We start from the raw sequence: 15,791 nt of genomic DNA on the forward strand, positions 1-15,791 counted from the left end.
CGGGGCTGTGGTGCCGCTCAGACCGCTTCGGCGGTCTCGGGCAGCTGTTCGGTGAGGAGATCGGTGAGCCGGGCGACCTCGGGGATGTCCCCGAAGTCCCTGGCGGCGGTGTCGACGGTCTTGCGCAGCCGGGTGTTGACGCGCTCGGAGCGGACCTTCTTGGCGACGCGCAGCGCCTGCTCGGCGAGGAGGGTGGACTCCTCGGGCTCGCGCTTGAGCAGGTGCACGGTGGCGAGGCCGATCAGGTTGAGCGCGTAGGAGCGCTGGTGCTCCTCGTCCTCCTCGAAGAGCTCGACGGCCCGGCGCATCGCCGGTTCGGCGAGGGAGGCGTAGCTGGGGCTGCGGCCGGCGACATAGGCGAGGTCGCGGAAGGAGTGGGAGTTCTCCCCGTTGAGCTCGGCCTCCGAGAAGAAGCGGATCCAGTCGGGCTCGGGCTCGCCGTCGAGACCGGCGTCGAGGAAGGTGTCCTCGGCCATCCGGACGGCCCGCTTGCACTTGCTGGGCTGGCCCATGTTGGCGTAAGCGCGGGCCTCCATCGCATAGAGCATGGCCTGGGTGCGCGGGGTGGCGCAGTCGCGGCTGCCGTACTGCGCGAGGTGGATCAGTTCGAGCGCGTCGTCGGGGCGGCCGAGGTGGATCATCTGGCGGCTCATGCTGGAGAGCACGTACGAGCCGAGCGGTTTGTCGCCGGCCTCCTTGGAGGCGTGCAGGGCGAGCACGAAGTACTTCTGGGCGGTGGGCTGGAGGCCGACGTCGTAGCTCATCCAGCCCGCCAGCTCGGCCAGTTCGGCGGCGCAGCGGAAGAGGCGGGTGGCCGTGGCGGCCGGCTGCGGCTCCTGGAGCAGGTCGGTGACCTCGTGGAGCTGGCCGACGACCGCCTTGCGGCGCAGTCCGCCGCCGCACTGGGCGTCCCACTGGCGGAACATGGCGGTGGTGGATTCCAGGAGGTCCAGCTCGGGGGCGGAGAGCCGGGAGGGGCGGCGGGCGGCGGCGGGCGATTCGGCCTCGACGGCGCCGGCCCCGGCGACGGGGACCAGCCAGCGCTGCATGGGTTCGATGAGGGCGGGGCCGGCAGCGAGGGTGAGGGAGCTGCCGAGGAAGCCCCGGCGGGCCAGCATCAGATCGCTGCGGGAGAACTCGCTGAGCAGCGCGACGGCCTGCGGTCCGGCCCAGGGCAGGTCGACCCCGGCGACGGACGGGGCCTGGTGGGCGGTGCGCAGCCCCAGGTCCTCGACGGCGACGACGGAGCCGAAGCGCTCGGAGAACAGCTCCGACAGGATGCGCGGGATCGGCTCGCGCGGCTGCTCGCCGTCGAGCCAGCGCCTCACCCGGGAGGTGTCGGTGCTGATGTGGTGGGCGCCCATCTGCCGTGCTCTGCGGTTGACCTGGCGGGCCAGCTCGCCCTTGGACCAGCCGCTGCGCACGAACCATGACCCCAACAGCTCGTTCGGGCGCTTGCCTGCATTCGCATTGCCTGCGCCGCTGCCACTCACTGGAACGCCCCCATCCCGCCGAATACCTTCGCGCGAACCTCTATCAGAATGCCGTGAACCGGCGCTGCCCGTATGCAGGTTGACCGTCATCGAACAGAAATCCGGGTTGCCTCCGGCATACCCGTGGGCGCACATACTTCCATGGTTCGTGTACCGACGGTAATCCTACGATCACCCCCTCGGCGAGGGCGTCTACGGAAACGCCACCATTCGCCACCCCTTCGGATGAACGCCACCCGGGCGGGCCGCGATTCACTTGACGCAGAGCGATTGACGGTGGGCGCAGGGGTGCGCCCGGGGGCGCGCGAGTCGTCGTGCACGCCCCGGCCCGCCCCGGCCCACCCGGACCGCCACGACGGAGGAGCGTCGGACCGCGCTCCGCCTCGTAACCACCGGCGCGCCGGACCCGTTGGAGGGGGCATGGGCTTCACGATCGGCGGCATCCGTGAGATGCGATCAGGCTCACGGCGCCGCGGCCGTGCGGCCGAGGGCACCGCGGTGGCCGAGTACACCGGCCTGTGGGGCTGGGCGGTCGTCCCCGGCGCCCGCGCGGCCGGCGGGGTCTGCTCGTGCGGGGAGTCCCGCTGCCCCTCCCCCGGGGCGCATCCCCTGGAGTTCGCCCGGGAGGTCCCGGCCGGGACCACGCTGGACGCGGCGGCGCGGGCCTGGGCCGAGGTGCCCGGGGCCTCGATGCTGCTGCCGGTGGGGCGGACCTTCGACGTGCTGGACGTCGCCGAGGCGGCCGGACGGCGGGCGCTGGTCCGGATGGAGCGGATGGGACTGCCCCCGGGGCCGGTCGCGGTGACGCCGGCGGGCCGGGCGCAGTTCCTGGTGGCCCCGGGCGCCGCCGCCGAGCTGCCCCGGCTGCTGTACCGGATGGGGTGGGACGACGCGGACCTGGACCTGAGGGCCCTCGGCTCCGGCGCGCACATCACGGCGCCGCCGTCCGACCAGGGCGGCCTCGGCCCGGCCCGCTGGCTGCGTCCGCCGTCGCTGGACACGGCCTCGGCGCCGCCCGAGGCCCGGCTGCTGCTGGGCACCCTGGCGTACATCTGCCACCGTCTGGCGCCCTGCGCCTGACCGCGCCCCCACCCGGCCCGTGTCCGGCGGGACGGAACGGGAGAATCCGGGACGGCCCGGGACGGCGAGGAGCCCGGCCGCACCACCGGTGCTGCCGGGCTCCTCGTGGTGGCCGCGGGGGTCAGTCCCCGATCAGGGCGTCCACGAACGCCGCCGGCTCGAAGGGGGCCAGGTCGTCCGGCCCCTCGCCGAGGCCGATGAGCTTGACCGGCACACCCAGCTCGCGCTGGACGGCGATCACGATGCCGCCCTTGGCGGTGCCGTCGAGCTTGGTCAGGACGATGCCCGTGATGTCGACGACCTCCGCGAAGACCCGCGCCTGCACGAGGCCGTTCTGTCCGGTGGTGGCGTCCAGGACGAGCAGGACCTCGTCGAGCGGTCCGTGCTTCTCGACGACCCGCTTGACCTTGCCCAGCTCGTCCATGAGGCCGGTCTTGGTGTGCAGCCGGCCGGCCGTGTCGATGAGGACCACGTCGGCGCCCTCGGCGATGCCCTCCTTGACGGCGTCGAAGGCGATGGAGGCCGGGTCCCCGCCCTCGGGTCCGCGCACGGTGCGGGCGCCCACGCGCTCGCCCCAGGTCTGGAGCTGGTCGGCGGCGGCGGCGCGGAAGGTGTCGGCCGCGCCGAGGACCACGCTGCGGCCGTCGGCCACGAGCACCCGGGCGAGCTTGCCCGTGGTGGTGGTCTTGCCGGTGCCGTTGACCCCGACGACCATCACGACACCGGGGGTGTCCAGGCCGCTCTCGGTCTTCACGGCACGGTCGAAGTCGGTGCCGAGGAGGGTGATGAGTTCCTCGCGCAGCAGGGCGCGCAGGTCCTCGGGGGTACGGGTGCCGAGGACGCGGACGCGCTCGCGGAGCCGTTCGACCAGTTCCTGGGTGGGGGCGACGCCGACGTCGGCGGTGAGGAGGGTGTCCTCGATCTCCTCCCAGGTGTCCTCGTCGAGGTTGTCCCGGGACAGGAGCGTGAGGAGCCCCTTGCCCAGGGAGTTCTGCGAGCGGGCGAGCCGGGCCCGCAGCCGGACGAGCCGGCCGGCGGTGGGCTCGGGGACGTCGAGCGCCGGGGCGGCGGGCACCTCCTCCGGCTCGACGGTCCCGGGGGCGGCCTCGGCCGGCGGGGCCGCGACGTCCTCGATGGTGCGGCGCGGTTCCTCGCGCGGCTCTTCGGCCTCCTCGCCGACGTGAGGCTCGGCGGGAGGAGTGAGGGTCGGCGTGCTCGACGGTGCCGGGGGCAGCTGCTTCTTCTTGCGGCTGCTGACCACGAGCCCGCTGATCACGCCGACCGCGACCAGGGCGATGACTACAGCAAGGATGACGAATTCCATAACCCACCCAGTATCGGTCACGGGCGGCGGCGTGCGGGGACCGCGCGGTCCGGTCGCGCTGTGCCGCCCGGGGGACGGGCGGAGCCCTCGGCCCGTCCGGGCGGTATGAGCGCTATGCCCTGAAGGTACGCTTCCGGCCGTGGAGACCCGTGGGCTGGAGCCCGTGCCCGACAGCGAGCGCACCGGCCGGGTGCGGGCGCTCTTCCCCACCTGGGTGGCGGCCAATATGACCGTGCTGCTGCTCACCATCGGCGCCGGGTTCGTCGTGCTGGACGGACTGGCCCTCTGGCAGGTCCTGGTGGTCTCCGCGGTGGCACCGCTGGTCTCCTTCGGGCTGGTCGCCTGGATCTCGGCCGCCGGGCGCGACGGCGGGGCCCCGGGGATGGCGCTCTCCCGGGCGGTGTTCGGGCAGCGGGGCAATCTGGCGCCGGGGGCGCTGATCTGGGTGGCGCGCTGGGGCTGGGAGACGGTGAACGCGGTCACGGGGGCGTACGCGCTGCTGGCGGTGGCCGCCGTGCTCTTCGGGGTGCGCGGCACGACGACGCTGACCGTGGCGACCCTGCTCGCCTTCGTGGCGGGCAGCTTTCTGCTGTCGGGGCTGGGAGCGCGGGCGCTGCGGCTGTGCTGCACCTGGTCGGCGTACCTCTTCGGCGCGTTCAGCGTGCTGGTCCTCGCGCATCTGGCGGAGACGACGGCGTGGACGAGCGTGCTGGACCGCCCGTCGGGCCCGGTCTCGCTGATGGTCGCGGGGGTCGGCACCCTGGCGGCCGGCGGGATGAGCTGGGCGCCCACCGGGCCGGACTTCACCCGCTATCTGCCCCGGACCGCGTCCGGGCGGGCGATGGGGGCGGCGACGGTGGGCGGGGCCGGGCTGGTGATCGTGCCGATGGTGCTGATGGGGGCGGTGATGGGGGTGGGGACGCCGGGGCTCGCCCTGACCCGGGATCCGGTCGCGTTCATCGGGGAGCTGCTGCCACGCTGGCTCGCGGTCCCCTATCTGGTCATCGCCGTACTGGGCATGGTGATGATCAACGCGATGTCGATGTACTCTGCGGGCTTCACCGCGCAGACGCTCGGATTCACGGTTCCGCGCGCCTGGGCGGTCGGGGTGAACGCCGCGATCAGCCTGTTCCTGGGGGCGCTGCTGATGCTCGTGGCGAGCAGTTTCCTGGGCTCGTTCATCTCCTTCCTGCAGGTGCTGGCGGTGACGTTCGCCGCCTGGATCGGGGTCTTCGGCGTGGACCGGCTGCGGGGGCGCGTCTACGATCCGGTGGCGCTGATGGACACGACGCCGTCCGGCGCCTACTGGTACACGGGCGGCTTCGCGGGGACGGCGGTGGCCGCGTGGGCCGCGGGGCTGGTGGCGGGGCTGCTGTTCACGGGGGTGGAGTGGTTCACCGGTCCGTTCGCCACCACCTGGCCGGGCCGCAACGGGCTGGGCTGGACGGTCACGATCCTGGTCTCCGGCGGGGTGTACGCCCTGCTCCCCCGGGCCCGCCCGGCGGATCGGGCCGCACCCCTACACTTCTGACGCTGCGTCAGTTATGGTCCCCGCCCAGCCCGGCGTAAGGGGACAGCGTCATGGCCTTCACCGTCGTCCGGTTCAATCTCGTCGAGCCCGACGCCTCACCGGCGTCGCTCTCCGCCCGTTACCGCGCGGCCCTGGACATGGCCGCGTACGCGGACGAGCACGGCATCGACACCATCCAGACCGAGGAGCACCACGGGGTCGCCGATTCCTGGCTGCCCTCGCCCTTCGTCTTCGCCGGGAGCGTGTTCGGGGCCACCCGGCGGATCGCGGTCACGGTCTCCGCGATCATCGGTCCGCTGCACGATCCGCTGCGGCTGGCCGAGGACATCGCGGTCCTCGATCTGCTGAGCGGGGGCCGGCTGGTGACGGTCGCGGGGATCGGCTACCGCCAGGAGGAGTACGCGCGGGCGGGCGTCGAATGGCGTCGGCGCGGCCGGCTCCAGGACGAGCTGCTGGAGACGCTGCTGAAGGCGTGGACCGGGGAGCCGTTCGGCTACCGGGGCCGTACGGTCACGGTCACGCCGAGGCCGTACACCCGGCCGCATCCGCTGCTGCTGGTGGGCGGCAGTTCGCGGGCGGCGGCGCGGCGGGCGGCCCGGCTCGGGCTGCCGCTGTTCCCGAGCGCGCATCTGCCGGAACTGGAGGCGTACTACGACGAGCGGCGGGCGGTGCACGGCACGGAGGGCTTCTGCATGATGCCCGCGGCCGAGACCCCGCTGCTGCACGTCTCCGAGGACCCGGACCGGGCGTGGGAGACGTACGGGAAGCACTTCCTGCACGAGGCGCGCCGGTACGCCTCGTGGCAGTCGCCGGACATCCGCTCGGCCGTCCGCTCGGCGGCGACGACGGTGGACGGGCTCCGCGAGGAGGGCGTCTACCGGATCGTCACCCCGGACGAGTGCGCGGAGCTGGCCGGCCGGCTCGACAGTCTGGTGCTGCATCCGCTGTGCGGCGGAATGCCGCTGGAGGAGGGCCGGCGCAGTCTGCGGCTGTTCTGCGAGGCGGTGAAGGGCTGACCGTCCGGACCGGGCTCAGCCCATCTCCTCCAGCGCCTTGCCCTTGGTCTCCTTGACGAAGAGGAGGACGAAGGGGATCGAGAGCGTCGCGAAGCAGGCGTAGATGATGTACGTGCCCGAGAGGTTCCAGTCGGAGAGGCTCGGGAAGCTCGCGGTGATCGCCCAGTTGGCGATCCACTGGGCGGAGGCGGCGACGCCGAGCGCCGCGGCGCGGATGCGGTTGGGGAACATCTCGCCCAGGAACACCCAGACGACGACACCCCACGAGAGGGCGAAGAAGAGCACGAAGACATGGGCCGCGACGAGCGCGACCGCGCCCTCGGTGGTGGGGAGCTTGCCGTCGACGAGGTCCGCGGAGAAGGCCCACGCCTCGAAGGCGAGCGCGACCGCCATGCCGCAGGAGCCGACGAGGGCCAGCGGACGGCGGCCGACCCGGTCGACGAGGACCATCGCGATGACCGTACCGATGATGTTGATGATCGACGTCGTGAACGAGTAGAAGAACGAGTCGGTCGGGTCGATGCCGACGGACTGCCAGAGCGTCGCCGAGTAGTAGAAGGCCACGTTGATGCCGACGAGCTGCTGGAAGACCGAGAGGCCGATGCCGACCCAGACGATGGGCAGGAAGCCGAAGCGGCTGCCGAGCAGGTCGCGGAAGGTCGACTTGTGCTCGCGGCGCATCGCGGTCTCGATCTCGTCGACCCGGGCATCCAGGTCGACGTGTCGGCCCTCGACCTCCTCCAGGATCTGACGGGCCCTCTCCCGCTTGCCGACGGAGAGCAGGAAGCGCGGCGACTCGGGGATGGCGAACGACAGCACCCCGTACAGGACGGCGGGCACGACCATCACGCCGAGCATCCACTGCCAGGCCTCCAGACCGCCGATCTTTCCGCGCTGGTCGCCGTCGGCGATCTGGAGGATGCCGTAGTTGACGAGCTGGGAGATGGCGATGCCGATGACGATGGCGGCCTGCTGGAAGGAGCCGAGCCGGCCGCGGTAGGCGGGCGGCGAGACCTCGGCGATGTACGCCGGGCCGATCACGGAGGCCATGCCGATGGCGAAGCCGCCGATGATGCGCCACATCGCCAGGTCCCAGAGCGCGAACGGGAGGGCCGATCCCACGGCGCTGATGGTGAACAGCACGGAGGAGATCTGCATGCAGCGGATGCGGCCGATGCGGTCGGCGATCCGTCCGGCGGTGGCGGCGCCGATCGCGCAGCCGATCAGGGCGATGGCGATGACCTGGGCCAGCGTGCCGGAGCCGATGTCGTACCGGTCCCGGATCGCCTCGACGGCGCCGTTGATGACGGAACTGTCGTAGCCGAACAGGAAACCGCCCATCGCGGCGGCCGCCGTGATGAAGATGACGTGGCCGATGTGGTCCGGATGGGCCGAACGCGCCCCTGACGCCGGACCCTGCGGGGTGCTGGACACGTGAGGACTCCCTGGGGCCGGGCCGCGACGTCGGGCGTGGGGTGAGCTGCTCTCCAGTGGCGCACACCTTCGGCCGCCCCACCACTCGGGAACGGCCGCGCTCAGCGCAGCCGCTGACTGATCACCTTGGAGACCCCGTCGCCCTGCATCGAGACGCCGTACAGCGCGTCGGCGACCTCCATCGTCCGCTTCTGGTGGGTGATCACGATGAGCTGGGAGCTCTCCTGGAGCTCCTCCATGATCCGGATCAGCCGCTGGAGATTGGTGTCGTCGAGCGCCGCCTCGACCTCGTCCATCACATAGAACGGACTCGGCCGGGCCTTGAAGATCGAGACCAGCAGCGCCACGGCGGTCAGGGACCGCTCCCCGCCGGACAGCAGGGAGAGCCGCTTGACCTTCTTGCCCGGCGGCCGGGCCTCCACGTCCACCCCGGTGGCGAGCATGTTGTCGGGGTCGGTCAGGATCAGCCGCCCCTCGCCGCCCGGGAAGAGCCGGGAAAAAACGCCCTCGAACTCCCGGGCGGTGTCGCGGTAGGCCTCGGTGAAGACCTGCTCGACCCGTTCGTCGACCTCCTTGACGACCTGGAGCAGATCGGCCCGGGTCTTCTTCAGGTCCTCCAGCTGCTCGGAGAGGAACTTGTGCCGCTCCTCCAGCGCCGAGAACTCCTCCAGGGCGAGCGGATTCACCTTCCCGAGTTGCTGGTACGCCCGTTCGGCCGACCGGAGCCGTTTCTCCTGCTCGGCCCGCACGAACGGCCTCGGCAGGTTGCGCGGATGCTCCGGATCCTCCGGCAGCTCCTCCCCCTGCGCGGCGGGCGACGGCGGGACGAGCTGGTCGGGGCCGTACTCCGCCGTCAGACCGGCCGGTTCGACGCCCAGCTCCTCCAGCGCCTTCGTCTCCAGCTGCTCGATCCGCAGCCGCTTCTCGGCGCCCAGCACCTCGCCCCGGTGGACCGAGTCGGTCAGCTTGTCCAGCTCGCCCTTCAGCTCCCGCCCCCGGGCGCGCTCGGCGGCCAGCTCCCGTTCCCGTCCCGCCTTCGAGGCGTCCGCGGCCTGCCGCTCCTCCTCGGCCCGTACGACGGAGACCTCGACGTGCGCGAGGAGCTGCCGGGCCCCGGAAGCGACGGCGGTGGCCACCGCGGCCTCGTGGCGCAGCCGGGCGCGGCGGCGCTCGACGCGGGCGCGCGCCTCGCGTTCGGCGCGGGCGCCGCGGTCCAGGGAGTCGGCCCGCCCGGCGAGCGCCTTGACGCGTTCCTCGTGGGTACGGAGCTGGAGGCGGGCCTCCATCTCGGTCTGGCGGGCGTTGGCGCCGTCGGCGGCGAGCCGGTCGCGTACCGAGGCGTCCGGCTCCTCGTCCGCCCCGTCCCCGGCCGCCTCCTCGGCGACCAGCAGCCGTTCGGCGAGTTCCCCGGCCTCCTCCGTGGCCCGTTCCAGGGCCTCCTGGGCACGCGCGGCGGAGGCGGTCATCCGCTCGGCCTCGCCCGCCGCGCCCCGGGCCTGCCCGGCCAGCCGGCCGAGCTGCTGGGCCACGCCGGACTTCTCCCGTTCGGCGGCCCGGCGGCGCTCCCCCAGCTCCTCGACGAGCGCGGCGCGGTCCGTGCGCAGCCCGGCCGCCCGCCGCTGCGCCTCGGCCAGTTCCTCGCACCGCACGGCGAGTTCGGCCAGCTCGGCCGCCGCCTCGTCCACGGAGGCCTGGACCTCCAGCAGGCTGGGCGCGCCGGCCGAACCGCCGTGCGCGAAGTGGGCGGAGAGCACATCGCCCTCACCGGTGACGGCGGTCAGCTCCGGACGGGCGGCGACCAGGTCCTCGGCGTCCTCCAGCGTCCCGACCACGACCATGTCCCGGACCAGCCTGCGGACGGCGGCCATCAGTTCGACGGGCCCGGTGACGAGATCGGCGACGGCGAGCGCGGCCGCGGCCCCCGTGGGCCCGGTGGCACCCACCGCTGCGGCGGTGGGCGTACCGGCGGGGTGTCCCTGGGCCGCGAGGGCGGCGACGGGCCGCGCGGGGCCGCCGCCGGTCCCGGCGGTCCCGTCCGAATCCGCGCCCGGCTCCCGCTGGGGGTCGGTGGCCTGCCCGGGAAACGGCCCGGCGGGTCCGGGCCGGGGAGCGCCCTGCCCGGGGACGTGCGGTTCCGCCGAGGAACCGGGCACGCCCTGTTCCGGTACGTGCGGCTCGGCGCCGGGGCCGTCCGGGGCTCCGCCGTCATGGAGTCCGGTGGACCCGTGCCCGTCCCCGGCGCCGGGAACGCCGCCATGCCCCCTCGGGCCGCCGAGGAGCAGTGCGGCGCGGCCCGCGTCCTGCTTGCGGAGCAGCCGGATCGCCTCGGCCGCGGCGGCCGGGTCCGTCACGGCGACGGCGTCCGCCGCCGCCCCCAGGGCGGCCGCCACCGCGATCTCGTAGCCGGGGGCGACCGTGAGCAGTTCGGCGGCGGGGCCGAGCAGTCCGGTCAGCCGGTCCCGGGCGCCGAGCAGCGCCTCCGTCCCGTCCTTGCGGCGCAGCCCGAGGGCCAGGGCGTCGTGCCGGGCCGCGACCGCCGCGCGTCTGCGTTCGGCGGCGGTGACCTCCTCGCGGGCGGCGGACAGGGCCCGTTCGGCCTCCTTCAGCTCGCCGCGCGCGGTCTCGTGACGCTCGCCCAGCTCCGTGTCGTCGGCGTCCAGGCCGTCGACCTCGGCCTTCAGCTGCTCGTACTCCTCCTGGGCCGCGACCGCCCGTTCCTGGGCCTCGTCGCGGGCCTCGGCCAGCCGGTCGATCTCCGCCTGCGCGGAAGCGGCCCGGCCGCGCGCGGCGTTGACCTGGCCGTTCAGCCGGGCGAGCCCTTCGCGGCGGTCGGCCAGGGCGCGGGCGGCGTCCTTGAGGCGGCGCTCCTCGGCTGCCAGTTCCCGCTCCAGCTCCGCGCGGTGGGCGGCGGTGTCCTCCAGGGCGTGCTCGGCCGCCTCCAGCGCGGCGGTGAGCTCGGCCTCCTGCTCGCGGATGCGGGCCGCCTCGCGCTCCATGTCCTCGGGGTCGCGCCCGCGGCGCTCCTCCTCCTGGGGCGCGGTGGCGCTCTTCACCCGGGCGTCGGCCAGCGAGATCGTGCCGCGTACCCGCTCGGCGAGCTGCGACAGCTCGTACCAGGTCTGCTGGGCCCGCTGGAGCCTCGGCGTCAGCCTCCGTACCTCGTCCTCCAGTTCGGCCTCGCGCGCCAGGGCGGCGCCGAGCTCCGCCTCGGCCGCCTCGCGGCGCTGCTTGAGCGCGGCCTCGTCCGCGATCTCGCCCTGGAGCGCGGTGCGCAGGGTGACCAGGTCGTCGGCGAGGAGGCGGAGCCGGGCGTCGCGGAGGTCGGCCTGGATGACGGCGGCCCGGCGGGCCACCGCCGCCTGCCGGCCGAGTGGCTTGAGCTGCCTCCTCAGTTCGTCGGTGAGGTCCTGGACCCTGGCCAGATTGGCGCCCATCGCGTCGAGCTTCCGCAGCGCCTTCTCCTTGCGCTTGCGGTGCTTGAGGACGCCCGCGGCCTCCTCGATGAACGCGCGACGGCCCGTCGGGTCGGCGTGCAGGACGGAGTCCAGCTGGCCCTGGCCGACGATGACGTGCATCTCCCTGCCGATCCCGGAGTCGGAGAGGAGTTCCTGGATGTCGAGCAGCCGGCAGGTGTCCCCGTTGATCTGGTACTCGCTGCCGCCGTTGCGGAACATGATCCGGGTGATCGTCACCTCGGCGTACTCGATGGGCAGCGCCCCGTCGGAGTTGTCGATCGTCAGCGAGACCTCGGCCCGGCCGAGCGGCGGACGCCCGGTGGTGCCGGCGAAGATGACGTCCTCCATCTTGCCGCCGCGCAGGGATTTGGCGCCCTGCTCCCCCATGACCCAGGAGAGCGCGTCCACCACATTGGACTTGCCCGACCCGTTGGGGCCGACGACACAGGTGATACCGGGTTCGAACCGCAGGGTGGTGGCGGACGCGAACGATTTGAAACCACGCAGGGTCAGGGCCTTGAGGTGCACGCCGCCGGACTCTACCTTTCACGCTCGGTTTCGCTGATGAAGGTGCAGGGCACATCAGACGGTAAGGGAAGGGGTGTACGCCCGGGGCGGGACCTGCGCGGGCCGGAGGGGAAAAGAAAGAAGGGACGCCGAAGCGTCCCCAATGATTTCGTGTGCGGTGCCGCGTCGACCGATCCGTCGCCCCCGTTGAAGGCGTGCGTACCGGATCAATGACGCGGCGGACGAAGAAGCAGATCAGCGGCCGTGGAGCACACGTGATGCAGGTGATTCCGGCAATTGATCTTCAATGATCCGGTGACGTTCCGGCGATGATTCCCGTGCGGTTGACGCGTATGACCCGACCGGCCCCGGAAAGAAGGGGCCCTGCGGTCAGGTCAGCGCCGGCTCCGCCTGGGGTACGTCGATGTCGATGCTTTCGAGCAGCGACTGCTGGTGCTGGGCGGCGGCGTTGAGCGCGTCGTTCTCGTCCTGAATCCGTACGAGCTCGGACTCAAGATCCTGGACGCGCTGCTGGAGCCGTCGCATCTCGGCGAGAAGTCGCGGGTCGGAACCGCCGACGTAACCGAGAAGCGCCTTTGCCATGATGGATGGTCCTCCACACTGAGTGACCGACCGATGCGGTGTGGGTCGTGAGGGATTCGCACCCGCGGTGCTCGGCAGTGCTCTGTGTGCACTGCTGTTCTGCTGCCAAACAGCCCTGCCGAACAGCTGAGGTGCGCGGGGATTTCAGCGTCTCACCAAAAAGTTTGACGGTCAACACGATCACACCCCGTAGAGGCGGGCGGCCCGGGGGCGCGCGGCGGTGACGATCATGCGGCGCGACTCTCCTGCGGGGCCCTCGGGGGTCCTGGGATCATCCTTGTCGCCGCAGCCTGGCACGGCAACCGAATCTTGGCAACCATCAGGACATTCCGCAGGTCATTTCATGTGTACGCGGGGCCGGCGCCCCCGCCGTCACCCCGCGACACACGCCGGACACGGTACGGACACGAGCCCCCTGCACACCCTCCCGGGGAGCATGATCAGCGGATCGCGAAGCCCTCGTATCCACCGCGCGGCGTGTCCCAGATCTCAGTGACTCCGTCGACCCGGCCGGGAGTGTCGTCCGAGCGGAGCCAGTCGAGCAGGCGGTGGCAATTCTCACGCCGACCCTCCGCCACGACCTGCACCCGGCCGTCGTCGAGATTCAGGGCGAATCCGGTGAGGCCACCGATCTCCAAAGCGTTTGCCCTGGTGAACCAGCGGAACCCTACTTGCTGTACTCGGCCGCGTACCCATGCGGTGAGGCGCACATCTTCGTTCATGCCCGAACGCTAACCGGCCAATTGCTTTCGGAGCACTTCCCTCCGATTCCTCATGGCGTACAGTCCCCTCGCAATAGCTTCACTCGTTCGGGTGAGCAAAGGTGCGCCGACAACGGCGTCCAGATCGTCAGAAGGGCACAGCAGATGGGACGCCATCGACGCTCCGCGGCAGCTCCCGCCGCTGAACAGTCCACCGACGGGGCCGCGGGCCACGACCGGACCGCGCGCCGGGGAAAGCTCGGCGGCCTGCCGATGCGCACCGGGCTGCTCGGGGTCTCCGCCGCCGTGGCCGTCGGCGCCGTCGCCGTGGCCACCGGCCTGATACCCGGTAGCGACAGCTCCGTCGTGAGCGGTGGCCCGGCCACCGACCGGGTCCGCTCCGAGGCCGCCCCGAATCTGCTGTCGCAGGACGGGGGCCGGACCGCGCCGGCCGACCGCGCGACCTCCTCCGCCCCGGCCAGCCGGGGTACGGCGCGCGCCGAGGCGCCCGCCCGGACGGTCTCGCCCAAGGCCGCGACCAGCTCCGCGGCCCCGTCCACGAGCGCCTCCGCGAGCCCGTCGAAGAGCGCGTCCCCGACCCGGACACCCGCCGCGACCAGGCAGGCCGAGCGGTCCGCCGCCGCGACGAAGACCTCGTCCGCCCCGGCCGCGAAGAAGCCGACGGCCTCCGCCCCGGCGACGAGGAGCGCGGCACCCGCCGCCGCGCCCAGCCCGTCCACGGCCGTCAAGGCCGCCACCGCTCCGGCCTCCCCGGGCACCGCCGCCTCGGCCGAGGCCGCCGTGCTCGCCCTCGTCAACCAGGAGCGCGCCAAGGTCGGCTGCACCCCGGTCAAGGCGAACAACTCGCTCGCCTCGCTGGCCCAGAACTTCAGCGACGACATGGCCGCCCGCGGGTTCTTCGACCACACGGACCCCGACGGCAAAACCCCCTGGGACCGCGCCTCCGCGGCCGGTGTCTCGGGGCTCGGCGGTGAGAACATCGCCCGCGGCCAGGCCGACGCCCAGGCCGTGATGGACGCCTGGATGGCCAGCGAGGGCCACCGGGCAAACATTCTCAACTGCGATTACACGACCCTCGGCGTCGGCGTCCACTTCGGTGCCGGCGGCCCGTGGTGGACCCAGGACTTCGGTTTCTGAGGACGGCCGGGACCGCCCGCCGGCCCCGCCGCCCGCACCACCGGGCACGGATTCCCCGTACGCCCCACAGCCTTTCCCGCGGTTTGCGCAAACCCGTGGAAAGCGCTGTGGGGCGTACGCTGTCTCCATGCACGAGAACCCCGGCGACGAGAACGACGGAGCGGTCGACGCGCTCCTCTTCGACGTGTTCTCCCGGCGGTGCCCTTCCCGCTCCACACTGGAGCACGCCACGGGCCGCTGGGGCAGTCTGACGCTCGGCGCGCTGTACGAGGGAAGCCTCCGGTTCAACGCGCTGCGCCGCCGGGTCGACGGGGTGAGCGAGAAGATGCTCTCCCAGACCCTGCACGCCCTGGAGCGCGACGGGCTGGTCCACCGCGAGGCGCAGCCCACCAATCCGCCCCGGGTCGACTACGAGCTGACCCCGCTCGGGCGTGAGGTCACCGCCCGGCTGCTGGCCCTCATCGAGCTGGTCGAGGGCCGGATGTCCGAGGTGCTCGACGCCCGCGCGCGCTACGACACGGCGCACAGGGCACCGGCCGACGCCTCCTAGGACACGGCTCCGGGACGCGGCGGGCGCTGGCAGCGGGGGCAGAAGTAGCTCGACCGGTTCATCCAGGGGCGCCGTCGCATCGCCGTACCGCAGCGGTGGCAGGGCTCGTCCTCGCGGCCGTAGGCGTCGAGCGAGCGGTCGAAGTAGCCCGACTCCCCGTTCACGTTCACATAGAGGCTGTCGAAACTGGTGCCGCCCTGTGCGAGCGCCGCGTTCATCACGTCCCGGACGTGACCCAGCAGCTCGGCCGTCCTCGGCCTGGTCAGCGTGGCGGTCGCCCGGTCGTAGTGCAGCCGGGAGCGCCAGAGCGCCTCGTCCGCGTAGATGTTGCCGACCCCGCTGATCAGCGACTGGTCGAGCAGGGCGCGTTTGACGGTGGTGCGGCGCAGGCGGAGCGCGGTGTGGAAGGCGGCGTCGTCGAAGGCCGGGTCCAGGGGGTCGCGGGCGATGTGCGCGATGGTGTCGGGCAGTCCGTCGGGGGTGTTCTCGTGGAGCGAGAGCCCGCCGAAGGTGCGCTGGTCGACGAAGCGGAGTTCGGTGCCGGTGCTGTCGGCGAAGCGGACCCTGACCCTCAGGTGCTTCTCGTCGGGTGCGTCCTCGGGCTGGACGAGGAGCTGGCCGCTCATGCCGAGGTGGCCGAGGAGCGAGGTGTCGGCGTCGTCGAGGGGTACCCAGAGGTATTTGCCGCGCCGCATCGCCGTGCCGAGGCGCGCTCCGGCGAGCCGGGCCGCGAAGTCGGGGCCTCCGGCGAGATGGCGGCGGACCGCGCGCGGGTGCAGGACCTCCACGTCCTCGACCCTGCGGCCGGTGACCCAGCGTTCGAGACCGCGCCGGACTACTTCGACCTCGGGCAGCTCGGGCACGGTCCGGTTCTCCTGGATCAGGTGGGGCGGTGGGATTCGGGCACGGAGAACCCCCGGTGCGCGGGCGCACCGGGGG

General features: G+C 72.8%; 12 protein-coding genes. 5 read left to right on the top strand and 7 right to left on the bottom strand.

What is annotated here, in order from left to right; all coding sequences use genetic code 11:
• Nucleotides 1–17: 17 nt before the first annotated feature.
• Complete coding sequence (locus ACFVDM_RS25140; RefSeq protein ID WP_383644255.1) at nucleotides 18–1,493, bottom strand: hypothetical protein; 1,476 nt, start codon at nucleotides 1,491–1,493, stop codon at nucleotides 18–20.
• Nucleotides 1,494–1,913: 420 nt separating this feature from the next.
• Between ACFVDM_RS25140 and ACFVDM_RS25145 the strand changes: the two genes are divergently transcribed.
• The gene (locus ACFVDM_RS25145; protein ID WP_383644257.1) at nucleotides 1,914–2,573 is read left to right on the top strand and encodes a bifunctional DNA primase/polymerase; all 660 of its coding nucleotides are present in this window, start codon (nucleotides 1,914–1,916) and stop codon (nucleotides 2,571–2,573) included.
• 121 nt (nucleotides 2,574–2,694) lie between these two features.
• Here the strand turns inward: ACFVDM_RS25145 and ftsY are convergent, their stop codons facing one another.
• Entirely contained in the window at nucleotides 2,695–3,897 is a 1,203-nt protein-coding gene (ftsY, locus tag ACFVDM_RS25150) for a signal recognition particle-docking protein FtsY (protein ID WP_383644260.1), read from the bottom strand.
• Between the two features lie 139 nt (nucleotides 3,898–4,036).
• Here ftsY and ACFVDM_RS25155 point away from each other — a divergent pair, with 139 nt between their 5' ends.
• Together ACFVDM_RS25155 and ACFVDM_RS25160 are read left to right on the top strand one after the other, a co-directional pair.
• Nucleotides 4,037–5,428: a purine-cytosine permease family protein gene (locus ACFVDM_RS25155; RefSeq protein WP_383644263.1), complete on the top strand. Its 1,392-nt coding sequence runs from the start codon at nucleotides 4,037–4,039 to the stop codon at nucleotides 5,426–5,428.
• Between the two features lie 50 nt (nucleotides 5,429–5,478).
• Entirely contained in the window at nucleotides 5,479–6,444 is a 966-nt protein-coding gene (locus ACFVDM_RS25160) for an LLM class flavin-dependent oxidoreductase (RefSeq protein ID WP_383644266.1), read from the top strand.
• A 15-nt stretch (nucleotides 6,445–6,459) separates the two neighbouring features.
• On the opposite strand, the gene ACFVDM_RS25165 is transcribed toward ACFVDM_RS25160, so the two are convergent.
• The 4 genes from ACFVDM_RS25165 to ACFVDM_RS25180 form a co-directional block, all read right to left on the bottom strand.
• Nucleotides 6,460–7,878 carry a sugar porter family MFS transporter gene (locus ACFVDM_RS25165; protein ID WP_383644269.1) on the bottom strand — a complete coding sequence of 473 codons (1,419 nt, stop codon included), beginning with the start codon at nucleotides 7,876–7,878 and terminating at the stop codon, nucleotides 6,460–6,462.
• A gap of 101 nt (nucleotides 7,879–7,979) precedes the next feature.
• Nucleotides 7,980–11,861: an AAA family ATPase gene (locus ACFVDM_RS25170; protein ID WP_383644272.1), complete on the bottom strand. Its 3,882-nt coding sequence runs from the start codon at nucleotides 11,859–11,861 to the stop codon at nucleotides 7,980–7,982.
• Nucleotides 11,862–12,230: 369 nt separating this feature from the next.
• Nucleotides 12,231–12,443, bottom strand: coding sequence for a hypothetical protein (locus ACFVDM_RS25175; protein ID WP_383644275.1), 213 nt, complete (start codon nucleotides 12,441–12,443; stop codon nucleotides 12,231–12,233).
• A 440-nt stretch (nucleotides 12,444–12,883) separates the two neighbouring features.
• A complete protein-coding gene (locus ACFVDM_RS25180; RefSeq protein WP_026242487.1) occupies nucleotides 12,884–13,165 on the bottom strand; it encodes an acylphosphatase in 282 nt (93 codons plus the stop codon).
• 144 nt (nucleotides 13,166–13,309) lie between these two features.
• Between ACFVDM_RS25180 and ACFVDM_RS25185 the strand changes: the two genes are divergently transcribed.
• On the top strand, nucleotides 13,310–14,302 hold the full coding sequence (locus ACFVDM_RS25185) for a CAP domain-containing protein (protein WP_383644278.1): 993 nt from the start codon (nucleotides 13,310–13,312) through the stop codon (nucleotides 14,300–14,302).
• A 127-nt stretch (nucleotides 14,303–14,429) separates the two neighbouring features.
• Nucleotides 14,430–14,852, top strand: coding sequence for a winged helix-turn-helix transcriptional regulator (locus tag ACFVDM_RS25190; protein ID WP_383644281.1), 423 nt, complete (start codon nucleotides 14,430–14,432; stop codon nucleotides 14,850–14,852).
• Here ACFVDM_RS25190 and mutM read toward each other — a convergent pair.
• Nucleotides 14,849–15,715, bottom strand: a complete 867-nt coding sequence (gene mutM / locus ACFVDM_RS25195; RefSeq protein ID WP_383644284.1) for a bifunctional DNA-formamidopyrimidine glycosylase/DNA-(apurinic or apyrimidinic site) lyase — start codon at nucleotides 15,713–15,715, stop codon at nucleotides 14,849–14,851. The genes ACFVDM_RS25190 and mutM overlap by 4 nt on opposite strands.
• Between the last annotated feature and the right edge of the window lie 76 nt (nucleotides 15,716–15,791).

Source organism: Streptomyces sp. NPDC057682, from assembly GCF_042799575.1.
GTDB lineage: Bacteria > Actinomycetota > Actinomycetes > Streptomycetales > Streptomycetaceae > Streptomyces.

Excerpts from the sequence above, each read along its gene's own strand:
- ftsY (WP_383644260.1), bottom strand. The coding sequence starts at position 3,897 with ATGGAATTCGTCATCCTTGCTGTAGTCATCGCCCTGGTCGCGGTCGGC.
- ACFVDM_RS25190 (WP_383644281.1), top strand. The coding sequence starts at position 14,430 with ATGCACGAGAACCCCGGCGACGAGAACGACGGAGCGGTCGACGCGCTC.
- ACFVDM_RS25185 (WP_383644278.1), top strand. The coding sequence starts at position 13,310 with ATGGGACGCCATCGACGCTCCGCGGCAGCTCCCGCCGCTGAACAGTCC.
- ACFVDM_RS25180 (WP_026242487.1), bottom strand. The coding sequence starts at position 13,165 with ATGAACGAAGATGTGCGCCTCACCGCATGGGTACGCGGCCGAGTACAG.
- ACFVDM_RS25175 (WP_383644275.1), bottom strand. The coding sequence starts at position 12,443 with ATGGCAAAGGCGCTTCTCGGTTACGTCGGCGGTTCCGACCCGCGACTT.
- ACFVDM_RS25160 (WP_383644266.1), top strand. The coding sequence starts at position 5,479 with ATGGCCTTCACCGTCGTCCGGTTCAATCTCGTCGAGCCCGACGCCTCA.
- ACFVDM_RS25145 (WP_383644257.1), top strand. The coding sequence starts at position 1,914 with ATGGGCTTCACGATCGGCGGCATCCGTGAGATGCGATCAGGCTCACGG.